The 12,484-nt window shown below is 66.3% G+C and carries 14 protein-coding genes and 1 tRNA gene; 11 read left to right on the forward strand and 4 right to left on the reverse strand.

All coding sequences use genetic code 11. The annotated features are described in order from the left end of the window. Positions 1 to 22 precede the first annotated feature (22 nt). From BMZ21_RS19890 to maiA, 9 genes are all read left to right on the forward strand, one after another. On the forward strand, positions 23 to 1,303 hold the full coding sequence (locus BMZ21_RS19890) for a glycosyltransferase family protein (protein ID WP_091838075.1): 1,281 nt from the start codon (positions 23 to 25) through the stop codon (positions 1,301 to 1,303). Between the two features lie 99 nt (positions 1,304 to 1,402). Next, complete coding sequence (locus BMZ21_RS19895; protein ID WP_091838078.1) at positions 1,403 to 2,638, forward strand: metal-dependent hydrolase family protein; 1,236 nt, start codon at positions 1,403 to 1,405, stop codon at positions 2,636 to 2,638. A gap of 63 nt (positions 2,639 to 2,701) precedes the next feature. After that, positions 2,702 to 3,502 (forward strand): ABC transporter permease, encoded by an 801-nt coding sequence (locus BMZ21_RS19900; RefSeq protein ID WP_208862328.1) that lies wholly within the window; start codon positions 2,702 to 2,704, stop codon positions 3,500 to 3,502. Then, entirely contained in the window at positions 3,502 to 4,554 is a 1,053-nt protein-coding gene (locus BMZ21_RS19905; protein WP_091838081.1) for an ABC transporter ATP-binding protein, read from the forward strand. The genes BMZ21_RS19900 and BMZ21_RS19905 overlap by 1 nt, the downstream gene beginning before the upstream one ends. 34 nt (positions 4,555 to 4,588) lie before the next feature. Next, a complete protein-coding gene (locus BMZ21_RS19910; RefSeq protein WP_091838083.1) occupies positions 4,589 to 5,647 on the forward strand; it encodes an ABC transporter substrate-binding protein in 1,059 nt (352 codons plus the stop codon). Beyond that, the gene (locus tag BMZ21_RS19915; RefSeq protein WP_244543919.1) at positions 5,644 to 6,513 is read left to right on the forward strand and encodes an ABC transporter permease; all 870 of its coding nucleotides are present in this window, start codon (positions 5,644 to 5,646) and stop codon (positions 6,511 to 6,513) included. Before BMZ21_RS19910 ends, BMZ21_RS19915 begins: the two co-directional genes overlap by 4 nt. Positions 6,514 to 6,593: 80 nt before the next feature. Continuing rightward, positions 6,594 to 6,782 carry a twin transmembrane helix small protein gene (locus BMZ21_RS19920; protein WP_091838089.1) on the forward strand — a complete coding sequence of 63 codons (189 nt, stop codon included), beginning with the start codon at positions 6,594 to 6,596 and terminating at the stop codon, positions 6,780 to 6,782. 99 nt (positions 6,783 to 6,881) lie between these two features. After that, positions 6,882 to 7,487, forward strand: a complete 606-nt coding sequence (locus BMZ21_RS19925) for an acyloxyacyl hydrolase (protein WP_091838091.1) — start codon at positions 6,882 to 6,884, stop codon at positions 7,485 to 7,487. A 37-nt stretch (positions 7,488 to 7,524) separates the two neighbouring features. Continuing rightward, the gene (maiA, locus tag BMZ21_RS19930) at positions 7,525 to 8,157 is read left to right on the forward strand and encodes a maleylacetoacetate isomerase (protein WP_091838094.1); all 633 of its coding nucleotides are present in this window, start codon (positions 7,525 to 7,527) and stop codon (positions 8,155 to 8,157) included. A gap of 4 nt (positions 8,158 to 8,161) precedes the next feature. Here maiA and BMZ21_RS19935 read toward each other — a convergent pair whose 3' ends face one another. Together BMZ21_RS19935 and bla are read right to left on the reverse strand one after the other, a co-directional pair. After that, entirely contained in the window at positions 8,162 to 8,413 is a 252-nt protein-coding gene (locus tag BMZ21_RS19935; protein WP_425285457.1) for a hypothetical protein, read from the reverse strand. Positions 8,414 to 8,527: 114 nt separating this feature from the next. Beyond that, positions 8,528 to 9,397, reverse strand: a complete 870-nt coding sequence (gene bla, locus BMZ21_RS19940) for a class A beta-lactamase (protein ID WP_091838099.1) — start codon at positions 9,395 to 9,397, stop codon at positions 8,528 to 8,530. A gap of 186 nt (positions 9,398 to 9,583) precedes the next feature. On the opposite strand from bla, the gene BMZ21_RS19945 reads away from it, so the two are divergent. Next, positions 9,584 to 10,474 carry a LysR family transcriptional regulator gene (locus BMZ21_RS19945; protein WP_091838101.1) on the forward strand — a complete coding sequence of 297 codons (891 nt, stop codon included), beginning with the start codon at positions 9,584 to 9,586 and terminating at the stop codon, positions 10,472 to 10,474. A gap of 62 nt (positions 10,475 to 10,536) precedes the next feature. On the opposite strand, the gene BMZ21_RS19950 is transcribed toward BMZ21_RS19945, so the two are convergent. Further along, a tRNA-Val gene (locus BMZ21_RS19950) sits at positions 10,537 to 10,611 on the reverse strand. Between the two features lie 145 nt (positions 10,612 to 10,756). Then, complete coding sequence (cpdR, locus tag BMZ21_RS19955; protein WP_038363805.1) at positions 10,757 to 11,116, reverse strand: cell cycle two-component system response regulator CpdR; 360 nt, start codon at positions 11,114 to 11,116, stop codon at positions 10,757 to 10,759. Between the two features lie 288 nt (positions 11,117 to 11,404). Between cpdR and BMZ21_RS19960 the strand changes: the two genes are divergently transcribed. Continuing rightward, on the forward strand, positions 11,405 to 12,325 hold the full coding sequence (locus tag BMZ21_RS19960; protein ID WP_091838103.1) for an N-formylglutamate amidohydrolase: 921 nt from the start codon (positions 11,405 to 11,407) through the stop codon (positions 12,323 to 12,325). Positions 12,326 to 12,484: the final 159 nt, after the last annotated feature.

Raw genomic sequence — 12,484 nt, forward strand, 5'->3', positions numbered from 1 at the left:
AAGCAGAGGACGCGACGCGCGCATGGGCCTCAGTCTGATCGATGATAGCGGGGTGCGCCGCCCGCCATGCAGCCCGCATGCGCCGCGCGTCCTGATCTATAGCCACGACACCTTCGGTCTCGGCCATATCCGCCGCTGCCGGGCGATCGCGAATTCGCTCGTCGCGAGCTATCCTCATATATCAGTGATCATCGTCTCGGGCTCGTCGATGATCTCCAGTTTCCAGTTCGGCGACGGCGTCGATTATGTCCGCATTCCCGGCATCGAGAAGCAGAGCGACGGACGCTACCTGCCGCATCATCTCAATCTCGACCTCGCCGATACGATCCGCCTGCGCACCGACCTGATCAAGCAGACGGTGCTCTCCTTCGACCCTGACATCGTCATCGTCGACAAGGAGCCGATCGGCCTGCGCGGCGAGCTCATCCCCTCGCTCGAAATCCTGCGCCGGCGCGGCGCCCGCATCGTGCTCGGTGTGCGCGACGTGCTCGACGAGCCGGCCAAGCTGCATGATGAGTGGCGCCAGAGCGGCGCGCTCGACGCGCTCGCCACCATCTACGACGACATCTGGGTCTACGGGCTGGACAGCATCTACCGGCCGCTCGAGGGGCTGCCGAACCAGCATCTCTTCGCCAGCAAGATCCGCTATACCGGCTATCTCAAGCGCGCCGTGCCCTCGCCGATGCCGCCGAACCGGCACCCGCGCATCACCAAGGGCCCGTTCATCTTGGTGACACCCGGCGGCGGCGGCGACGGCGCCGGCGTGATCGACTGGGTGATTTCGGCCTATGAAACCGATCCGACAATCGAATTGCCGGCGCTAATCGTCTTCGGCCCGTTCCTGTCGCGTGAGAAGCGCAAGGAGTTCACCGAGCGCATCGCCAGGCTGCCGAAGCTGGAAAGCATCGGCTTCGAGCCGCGTCTCGAACTCCTGATGAACCGCGCCCACTGCGTCGTCGCCATGGGCGGCTACAACACCTTCTGCGAGATCCTCTCCTTCGACAAGCCGGCGCTGATCGTGCCGCGCGTCCGGCCGCGCCTGGAGCAGGCGATCCGAGCCGAGCGCGCCGACAGCCTGCGCCTGATCGACGTGCTGTTCGACCCGACCCAGACCGGCGCGCATGCCCGCGATCCCGGGCAGATGGCCAAGGCGCTGCACGCGCTGCCCAAGCGCCTGCCACCCTCGCAGGCCTTCCTGCCGGACCTGCTCGACGGGCTGCCGGCGATCAATCGGGCGCTGGCCGACGATCTCTCGCCGCCGGTCCGCGGCCGGGCGCTGGCGCAGAACGCCGCAGCCGGCTGATCGCATGAGGAGATTCTAGCGAATCATTGCGCGCATGGCGCGATGGACAGGGCCAACGAAGTTCGTAATATATCACGACGACCGTTGGGAGACGCCGCCATGACTCAGGTCCTGTTCCGCAATTTCGCGATGCTGGAGCCCGACCACGGCGAGCTGCGCAAGGGCTATGAGCTGCTTGTCGAAGGCGAGCTGATCCGCGAGGTCTCCGACAAGCCGATCAAGGCCGACAAGGCTGATGCCATCGATTGTGGCGGGCGTACCCTCATGCCCGGGCTGATCGACAGCCATGTCCACGTCATGCTGTCGGAAGTCTCGATTCCCTTGCTCGAAAAAGTGCCGCTGACGCTGGCCACCGCCCGCGCCGCCCGCCTGATGAAGGGCATGATCGACCGGGGCTTCACCTCGGTGCGCGATACCGGCGGCGCCGATTGGGGCATCAAGGAAGCGGTCGAGAAGGGCGACGTCCCCGGCCCGCGCCTGTTCATCGCCGGCGCCGCGATCGGCCCGACGGGCGGCCACAGCGACCCGCGCCGGCGCACCGATTTCGGCGCGCGCTGCCATTGCTGCAACGCCATGGCCTACACGATGAACGTCTCCGACGGCGTCTCCTCCGTCATCAAGTCGACGCGCGAGCAGATGCGGCTCGGGGCCGACCACATCAAGATCATGATGTCGGGCGGCGTCGCCAGTCCGTACGACCCGCTCGATTCCATGCAGTTCACGGTCGAGGAGGTCACGGCCGCCGTCACCGAGGCCAAGGCCTTCGGCCGCTATGTCTGCGCCCATGCCTATACGCCTGAAGCCATCACCCGCGCCGCGCAATGCGGCGTGCGCGCCATCGAGCACGGCAACCTGATCGACGAGGCCTCGGCGAAGCTGATGGCTGAGAACAACATGTTCCTGACCGCCAACCTCGTCGCCTATTACGCGATGCGCGAGCGCGCCGCCGAGTTCGGCATGAATGCCGAGATGCTCGCCAAGAACGACCTTGTCATCGACGGCGGCCTGAAGTCGCTGGAAATCTGCAAGCGCGCCGGCGTGCCGGTCGCCTATGGCTCGGACCTGCTCGGCCAGCTCCAGGTCGACCAGTCGCGAGAGTTCCTGCTGCGCCGCGAGGTGCTGTCGCCTGTCGAGATCATCCGCTCGGCCACCACGATCGGCGCGCAATTGCTGCGCATGGAAGGCAAGCTCGGCACGCTGCGTGCAGGGGCTTATGCGGACATCATCCTGGTCGACGGCGATCCGCTGAAGAGCCTGGAGCTGTTCCAGGATCAGGGCGCGAAGCTGCCTGTGATCATGAAGGGTGGCGCCTTCCACAAGAATGCGCTGCATTGAGAGCGAGCCCTGTGAGGGCGAGCACATGGCGATGAAGAGGGCTGGAATTTGAGCGCCGCACGCTTGAGCCTGGGACGCCTTGCGCTGAACGGCGCTGCCACGCTCTCGCTCGGCTTCATCCTGCTGCCCCTGTTCTTCGTGTTCTGGCTCGCCTTCTTCCGCCAGGAGATCCCCTCCTTCCCGCCGGAAGGTTATTCGCTGAAGTGGTTCCAGGCGGCGGCGAACAACAAGCCCTTCGTCGACGGCTTCATCCTCAGCCTGCAGGTCGGCGTGTCGGCTACCCTGATCGGGCTCGTGCTCGGCGTGCCCGCCAGCCTCGCATTGATGCGCCATCGCATCGCGCTCGGGCCCGCGATCAACACGCTTCTGCTGCTGCCGCTGGTGATGCCGGGCATCGTGCTCGGCACCTCGCTCTATGTCTTCCAGATCGAGACCGAGATCGCGACCGGCCTGCCGGTGATGGGTTCGGCCGGCGGTCTCGTCGCCGCCCACAGCCTCGTCGTCATTCCATGGGTAGTGAAGCTCGTCACCGCCAGCCTCGCCGGCTTCGACCGCACCATCGAGGAGGCCGCGCAGAATTTGGGCGCCGGCCCCTGGACGACCTTTCGCCGCGTCACCTTGCCGAGCATCAGGCCCGGCCTCGTCGCCGGTTCGCTGTTCGGTTTCGTCACCTCCTTCGGCAATCTCGAGATGAGCCTGTTCCTGGTCGGGCCCGGCCGCACGACGCTGCCGATCGCGATCCTGCAATATCTCGAATGGAAGATCGATCCGACGGTCGCAGCCGCCTCGGTCATCCAGATCGTCCTGATCGGAGCGGCGATGATCATCACCGACCGTTACGTCAAGCTGAGCCGGGTGGTCTGATGGCCAGATTGTCGATCGAGCATCTGCGCAAGGTCTATGGCGAGTTCACCGCCGTCGACAATTGCAGCATCGACATCGCGGAGGGCGAGTTCCTCGTCCTGCTCGGGCCATCCGGCTGCGGCAAGACCACGACGCTGCGCATGGTCGCCGGCTTCATCCAGCCGACGGCGGGCAAGATCACCATCGGCGAGCGTGACGTCACCAACCTGCCGCCCTGGAAGCGCAATTGCGGCTTGGTCTTCCAGTCCTACGCGCTCTTCCCGCATATGACGGTCGCCGAGAACGTCGCCTTCGGTCTGGAGATGCGCAAGGTCGCGCCGGCCGATCGCGGTCCGCGCGTCACCGAGGCCTTGCGGCTCGTGCGCCTGACCGGCCTAGACGAGCGCTACCCGCGCCAGCTCTCCGGTGGCCAGCAGCAGCGCGTCGCGCTCGCCCGCGCGCTCGCCGTGGAGCCCGATGTCCTGCTGCTCGACGAGCCGCTCTCCAATCTCGACGCCAAATTGCGCCAGGAGGTCCGTGTCGAAATCCGCGACCTGCAGCGCAAGCTCGGCCTGACCACCATCATGGTCACGCACGACCAGGAGGAGGCCCTCACCATGGCCGACCGGCTGGTGGTGATGGAGAAGGGCAAGGTCCGCCAGATCGGCACGCAGCGCGAGCTCTACGAGAAGCCGGCCGACCGCTTCGTCGCCGGCTTCATCGGCCGCAGTGCCTTCCTCGATGGCGAAGCGGCGAACGGGCGTTTCCGCAGCGGCGGCGGCCTCGACATCAGCTGCAGAACGGCTGCGGCAGGCCCGGCAACGCTGGCGCTGCGGCCCGAACGCCTCGCCATCGGCGCGCAAGCGGAAGCTTGCGCGAACCACTTCCCGGCCCGGGTCGAGCACGTCTCCTATCTCGGAGCGCTGCTCGACATCGACGTCCGGCTGACCGAGCAGGACCGCATCTTGCTGCAGGTGCCCAATCGCCAGGGCGCGGCCGAGCCGAAGCCGGGCGACATGATCACGATAGGCTGGGCCGAAGACGCCGGGCTCGTCTATCCGCGCGAGCCTTGAACCCGCTCGACAGGCGTCCAACAGGGGAACGAACATGAAAAAGATCGACAGACGCGATGTCCTTAAAGGCCTGGCTGCTGGTGCCGGCGCTACGGTTGCAATGCCGGCGCTCGGCGGCCGCGCGCTGGCGCAGTCGGCCGGCAAGGTCGTGGTCGGCACCTGGGGCGGCGACTATGCCCGCCTGCTGACCAAGAACATCGAAGACCCCTTGCTCAAGCCCAAGGGCCTGGAGGTCGTGCAGGACCAGGCCGGCGACGCGCCGCGCCGCGCCAAGATGGTGGCCGAGCGCCGCCTGCCGCGCGGCACGGTCGACATCCAGGGCTTCTCGGCGGCCAATATGTTCGAGATGAACGAGGCCGGCGCGACCGAGCAGCTCGACTACTCGAAGATCCCGAACGCCAAGAACCTCCTGCCGACGATGAAGTACCCGTACGGCATCGGGCACATCTATTCAGGCAACGTCGTCATCTACAATCCCAAGCTGATCAGCCCGGCCCCGACCGGCTTCAAGGACTGGCTCGACCCGAAATGGGGCAACAAGATCGGCTTCATCGACATCCAGTACCAGGCGATCATGATCGCTGCCTCTATGGCCGCCACGAACGGCGCCAGCATGAACGACATCGAGAAGGCCAAGGAGATCCTGCTCGCGGTCAAGAAGGCCGGCGCGCGCGTCTATCCGACCAACGAGGCCTTCGCCCAGGCGATGAAGAACGAGGAGGTCGGCATCAGCGCGATCTGGAAGGCGCGCGTGGTGCAATGGCAGAACGCGGGCATCCCCTGCGAGGCGGTCTCGCCGGTCGAGGGCATCCCGGCCTATGTCTCCGGCTTCGTCATCGCCAAGAACGCGCCCAACAAGGACAACGCCTACGCCTATATGAACGCCATGCTGGCCAAGGAGCCGCAGGAGGCCTTCGCCGTCGACATGGGCTATAACGGCACCGTCTCCGGCCTTTCCGTCGCACCCGACCTGCAGAAGCGCATCGGCTTCACGCCCGAGGAAGAGAAGCGCATCAAGGATCTCGACTACGCCTTCCTGGCCAAGAACGACGCAGGCATGAAGGAGTGGTGGGACAAGGTGTTCAAGGGGTGAGCGCAGCGCCCGAACCAGTCGCGGGTGCCCGCACCAATCTTGCCGGGATGCTCGTCGTCCCGGCGACGATCTTCGTCGCGATCGGGCTGATCGGCCCGATCGCGATCCTGTTCCGCTATTCGCTCAACCAGTTCATCCCCGGCCAGTTCATGGTCGACGGGCTGACGATCGAGAACTACGTCAAGTTCTTCACCGACGCCTTCTATCTCAACGTGCTCTGGCGCACGGTCCGCGTCGCCGTGATCTGCACGATCGTCTGCCTGATCATGGGATTCCCGCTCGCCTATGTACTGGCGCGCACGCAGAGCCGCTTCAAGAACCTGCTGATCATGCTGGTGGTGCTGCCGCTCTTCGTCGGCAATGCCGTGCGCGCCGCCGGCTGGATGACCGCCTTCGGCAGCAAGGGCGCGCTCAACGCCTCGCTGATGGGCCTTGGCCTGATCGACCAGCCGCTCGAGATCATGTTCACCGAGACAGCCGTGATCATCGGCATCATCGCGGTCAACCTGCCCTTCATGGTGCTGACGCTGCAGAGCGTGATCGAGGGCATCAATCGCAATGTCGAGGAAGCCGCCTTCAGCCTCGGCGCCGGCCCGGCAGCGATGTTCGCCCGCGTGCTCTGGCCGCTGGCCATGCCCGGCATCCTCGCCGGCACGATCCTGACCTTCATCCTGGCGATGAACGCCTATGCCACGCCGGTCCTGCTCGGCGGCCCGAAATTCCAGACCATGGGCCCGCTGGTCTACGGCCAGTTCGCCCAGCAGAACAACTGGCCCTTTGGCGGCGCGATCTCCTTCATCCTGATGACGGCGACGCTGCTGCTCACGATCGCCGCCAATCTGATCGTGCAGCGACGCTATCGCTAGGCCGGACTTATCCCGAGCTGTGGCGCTTCGCCGCCACGGCCCTGCTGGTCAACCGCCCCGGCGAGGATTAAAGCACGGCGATGAACGTTTCCTCCGCCATCGTCCCGATCGCCGTCGGCGCCGTCGCCGTCGTGCTGCTGCTCGGCCTGATCAACATGCTGCGCGGCGGCAGCTCGAACACCTCGCAAAAGCTGATGCGGCTGCGCGTGGTGCTGCAGTTCATCGCGATCCTGGTGATCCTCGGCGTGCTCTGGTGGCGTGCCGGTTGATCATGACGCAGTGCGCAAGGGCGGCGTCGTCACATTGCGGCCACTACTCCCTGCGTTTTTCCAATCCTTGAAGCTCCGCTGAAAGCCCGTTTCCCTGTCATGGTTCGCGTCGCGTCGCTGTTCGCTGTCCTCTCGGTCCTGTCCGCGCCCGCGCTGGCGCAGAACGACCGCGGCGGCACCCGCGCGCTCGGCTATGCCCCCGCGACGGAAGCGCCCGCTCCCGCCTGGGAAGCCCGCTTCGGCCTCGGTGCCGCCAATCCCGGCGGGCGCGAGAGCGGCCTGGTCAATGTCGGCGGCGAACTCCTGACGCCGCGCATCGCCAGCCTGAACGACCGCCTCGCCAACGCTTTCGTCCCGCGCTTCCATCTCGGCTCCAGCCTCAACGTCAACGGCACGCAATACGCCTATGCCGGTGCGACCTGGACCTTCGACGTCTCGCAATCGGTTTTCCTCGAGGCGAGCCTTGGCGCCGCCGTCAACAATGGCAAGACCGGCTTCGTCGTTCCCGAGAACCGCCTGAATGTCGGCTGCAACGCCGGCGCGCGCAGCGCCGCCGCCCTCGGCTTCCGCCTCAGCGACCGCTGGAGCCTGATCGCGACGCTGGAGCATTTCAGCACCACCGGCTGCTCCGACAACCCCGTCGTCAACGCCGGCAATCCGCGCGGCCCCTCGAATTTCGGCGCCCGCCTCGGCTATACCTTCTGAACCGGCCATTCGGCGCCGGCTCATGGGAGGCGGCGTCATGAAGCTGCATGGCTATTTCCGCAGTTCGGCCGCCTGGCGCGTGCGGATCGCGCTCAATCTCAAGCGCCTCGACGTCGAGCACGTCTCGCACCATCTGCGCCATGGCGAGCAGCGCGACCCTGCCTATCTCGCTCTCAACCCGCAGGGGCTGGTGCCGACCCTGGAACTCGACGACGGCACGGCGCTGACCCAATCGCTCGCCATCATCGAATGGCTCGACGAGACCCTTCCGGAACCGGGCCTGCTGCCGAAGGACCCTCTCGAGCGCGCCAAAGTCCGCGCCTTCGCCCAGGCGATCGCCTGCGACATCCATCCGGTGCAGAATCTCAAGGTGCTCAACCGCCTGCGGGAGCTCGGCCATGATGGCGACAGGGCCCTGGCCTGGGCGGCAAGCGTCAATGTCGACGGTCTGTCGGCCTGCGAACAGCTCGTGGCGAACACTCCCGGCCCGTTCTGCTTCGGCGATAGCCCCGGCCTCGCCGACATCTGCCTGGTGCCGCAGCTCGGCAATGCCCGGCGCTTCAAGGTCGATGTCGCTCAATTCCCGCGCCTGCTGCGGGCGGAGGCGGCCGCGATGGAGCTTGCCGCCTTCCGCGATGCGACGCCCGACCGTCAGGCCGACGCAGAATAATGCGTCACCAGCGCCGATAGGGCCACGGCCCCCAATATGGGCCATAGAAGCCGGAGGCCTCCAGGCGCGCCCGGCGCGAGGCCGAGCGATCGAGATCGACCTCCATCAGGCAATTGGCGAAGCCCTCCGCACCCGGCTTGAACCCGTAGGAGCGGCAGCGCGCTTCATCCGCGCTGCGCTGCTCGGCCGCCGTCATGCAGCCGCCGAGCGCGGCTGCCAGCCCCAAAGCGATGAGCCATGTCGCACGCATCTTCAGATCCTCCAGGCCGTGGGGGATTCGCGGAGATCATGCCATGAAAGCAGCGCTTTGACGCTAGCTTTCAGGGACGGCCTGCGACCAGCGCCTGTTTCGGAAGCTTTTCCTGCTTTTTCAGAGCGAGGAGGCGAGCCGCCCGACTTCCGCCAGCACGGCTTCGCGCTCGGGGAATGCTGCAGACGCTTCCGCATAATAGGCCGTGACGACCAGCGGTGCTCGGCCGGGCGGCCAGATCACCCCGATGTCGTTGGTGGCGTTGTTGTTGCCGGTTCCGGTCTTGTCGCCGATGCGCCAGCCCTTCGGCACACCGGCTCGCAGGCGCTTGTCGCCGGTCTTGTTGGCGACCAGCCAGGTCGTCAATTGCTGCCGCGAGGCCGGCGACAATGCCCCTCCGAGAACGGTCTGGCGTAGCACGCCGGCCATGGCGACCGGCGTCGTCGTATCGCGCGGATCGCCGGTTCTGGCCTCGTTGAGGTCCGGCTCGCGCCGGTCAAGCCGCGAGGCGTCGTCGCCCAGCGAACGCATATAGGCGGTCAACCCCTTCGGGCCACCGAAGGAATCGAGCAGCAGGTTGCCGGCAGTGTTGTCGCTCAGCGTCACCGCCGCATCGCAGATCTCGGCGAGCGTGAGGCCCTTTTCGACATGTTTCTCGGTCACCGGCGAATAGGTGACGAGATCGGCCTTGCTGTAGCTCACGCGCCGCTCGAGCTCCTCTTCGCCGCGATCGACCCGCGCCAGCACGCAGGCCGCGGCCACGAACTTGAACGTACTGCACATGGCGAAGCGCTCTTCGCCGCGATGGGCGACGATGCGGCCGTTGCCGCTGTCGAGAATGGCGACGCCGAGGCGCCCGCCATGCTTGCGGTCGAGCGCGAACAGGCCCTCGCGCAGCTTGTCTTCGCGCTCTTGCGCCAGACTGGGCAGGCAGCCCAGCATAGGAGCGGCCATCAGGGAGCCGATCAGCAGCTCTCGGCGTCGGATCATCGGTTGTCTCCATGCGCGAGCCCTCGTGCCCGAGCGGAATGCTGGCGCGTCAGGCAGAGATGGGTTTTGGGGAGGACGCCGCGTTCGAGGCAGCGGGGCAGTGCCCGCCGCCGTTCTCGCCGCAAGCTTGCCCAATCGCAAACGATGATATCTCTACGGAGCCATTAGATTTCCTAAGGCCTTGTCATGCTGCGCCCGCATCTCCCCTTGAACGCCTTGCGCGCCTTCGAGGCTTCGGCCCGCCATCTCAGCTTCACCAAGGCCGCGATCGAGCTCTGCGTCACCCAGGCCGCGATCAGCCATCAGGTGAAGGGGCTGGAGGAGAGGCTCGGTGTCGAGCTCTTCCGCCGCCTGCCGCGCGGCCTTGCCCTGACCGATGAAGGCCGCAGTCTGTTGCCGACGTTGCGTGAGAGCTTCGACCGCATCGCCGGGCTGCTCGAGCGCTTCGAGACCGGCAGGCCGGTCGAGGTCCTGAATGTCGGCGCGGTCGGTACCTTCGCGCTCGGCTGGCTGCTGCCGCGCCTTGCCGGCTTCCGGCTGGCTCATCCGGAGATCGACCTGCGCCTCACGACCAACAACAACCGCGTCGACCTCGCAGCCGAAGGGCTGGACTACGCCTTGCGCTTCGGCGGCGGCGCCTGGCACGGCACGGCGGCTCTGCGCCTGTTCGAGGCGCCGATGACGCCGGTCTGCGCCCCGGCGCTGACCGCAGCGCTGGACCAGCCGGCCGATCTCGCCGACCATGCCCTGCTTCGCTCCTATCGTGCCGATGAGTGGACGCTGTGGAGCGAGGCGGCCGGCATCGAGCCCTTGCAGGCCCGCGGACCGGTCTTCGACAGCTCGATCGCCCTTGCCGAGGTCGCTGCGGCCGGCGAAGGCGTCGCACTGGTGCCGGCGCTGCTGTTCTCGCGCTATTTCGACGATGGCAGGCTGCTCCGCCCTTTTCCGATCGAGGTCTCGCTCGGCAGCTACTGGCTGACCTGGCTGCAATCGCGCTCGCTCACACCGGCCATGCTGGCCTTCCGCGACTGGCTCACCGATGAAAGCCGCAAAGGGATTGCGTCCCGGGCGGAGTGACCGGCCAAAGCAAAACGGCCGCCCTGTCGGGCGGCCGTCTGTCCTTGGATCCAAGGAGAAAATGGTGGGCGCGACAGGGATCGAACCTGTGACCCCTACGATGTCAACGTAGTGCTCTCCCGCTGAGCTACGCGCCCGTTTCGCCCGAAAGCGTCCGGAACGACACCGGCCCGAGGGCGATATCGCTGCGAGGTGGAGGGGCTATAGCGGACACCTGCGCACCTTGCAAGGCGCTTCGTCGGCTTCTTTGCAAGAAGCTCTTGCTCGGCCCCTGCCCGGCCCTCACGCCGCCAGCAGCTTCTCGACCTCGTTGACCAGCTCGCGCAGGTGGAAGGGCTTCGACAGCACCTTGGCATCCTTCGGCGTCTGCGAATCGGGATTGAGCGCCACCGCCGCGAAACCGGTGATGAACATCACCTTGATGTCGGGATCGAGCTCGGTGGCGCGGCGCGCCAGCTCGATTCCGTCCATCTCGGGCATGACGATGTCGGTCAGGAGCAGTTCGAACGGCTCCTCGCGCAGCCGGTTATAGGCCGATAGCCCGTTGTCGAACGAGGCGACGTCATAGCCTGCATTCTGCAGCGCCTTCACCAGGAAGCGGCGCATGTCGTTGTCGTCTTCGGCCAGGAGGATCTTGGTCATGGCGCCTTGCTTCGTCCGCGATGTTGCACCGAGCCCACGCCGCCCTGCCATTCTGGCCGGAAGCCATTCGCTCGTTCGTCGTCCCTCGTACCGGGTGGCCGTCCCTGCCATCCCGGGTGTTGCCGGTCCAGCCCGACGTGAGGCGAACTCGTCGCTCGCACACATCCGGATGGATCAGCCAGTTCTATTTGGCGACATTACGGTAAACAACCAGTGAAGGCTGGCTCGCCAGATGACGAAAGGTCAGGCCCTTCAATCGGCGGCAGCTTTGTGCTTGAGTTTGTCGACATGACGCTGCCAGCCGGATTCTCCTTTCCCCGCCCGGACGACGTGATCGCCGAGATCGAGCGGCCGTTCACGCTCCATCAGCCCGCGCTGCAGGTCGTCCCCGTCATCGTCGACGTGCCCCATGCCGGGAGGTGCTATCCGCGCGCCTTCGTCGAGGGCTCGCGCCTGCCGCTGCGGGCGCTGCGACGCTCGGAGGACGCGTATGTCGACCTGCTCTTCTCCCATGCGGTCGCGCTCGGCGCGCCCCTGCTCGTCGCCGAGTTCCCGCGCGCCTTTCTCGACGCCAACCGCGAACCCTATGAGCTTGATCCGCGCATGTTCGAGGGCCGGCTGCCCGGCTTCGCCAACACCCGCTCGTTGCGCGTCGCCGGCGGACTCGGCACGATCCCGCGCATCGTCGGAGAATCCTATGAGATCTATTCCGGCCGCATTCCCGTCGAGAATGCGCTCAGCCGTATCGAGGCGCTCTACCGGCCTTATCATGCCGGCCTGCGCCATCTGGTGAATCGTACGCAAGCCAGCTTCGGCAGCTGCATCCTGGTCGACGCCCATTCCATGCCCTCGGCCGGGCTCGACCGCGACGGCACCGCCAAGGCCGACATCATCCTCGGCGACCGCTTCGGCACCAGCGCCGCCAGCTTCGTCGTCGATGCGGCGGAACAGGCATTCGCGCGCGCCGGGCTCACCGTGACCCGCAACCGCCCCTATGCCGGCGGCTTCATCACCGAGCATTACGGAGCACCCGGCTCCGGCGTGCATGCCCTGCAGATCGAGGTCAGCCGCGGCCTCTACATGAACGAGGCGACACTCGAGCCGAGCAGCGGCTTTGCGGCACTCCAGCAGGTGATCAGCGCCGCCATGGCCGAATGCTTCGCGCGCTGGAGCGGCTGGAGCGACGACTGGCGCCAGGCCGCGGAGTAGGCCTGCATCCCTGGCCAATCCCTTGAGGCCAAAGAAAAAGGGCCGCGCACTTTCGTGGCGGCCCGAAGTCTAGGGAGGAAACGCCCAAGGAGGGCAACGAAGGTTTGAGGTCATCTCCCCTTCGCAGTGCACAATAGCGCATTGCGCTGCAAAAACGCA

This window comes from Allobosea lupini, assembly GCF_900109525.1.
Classification (GTDB): Bacteria; Pseudomonadota; Alphaproteobacteria; order Rhizobiales; family Beijerinckiaceae; genus Allobosea; species Allobosea lupini.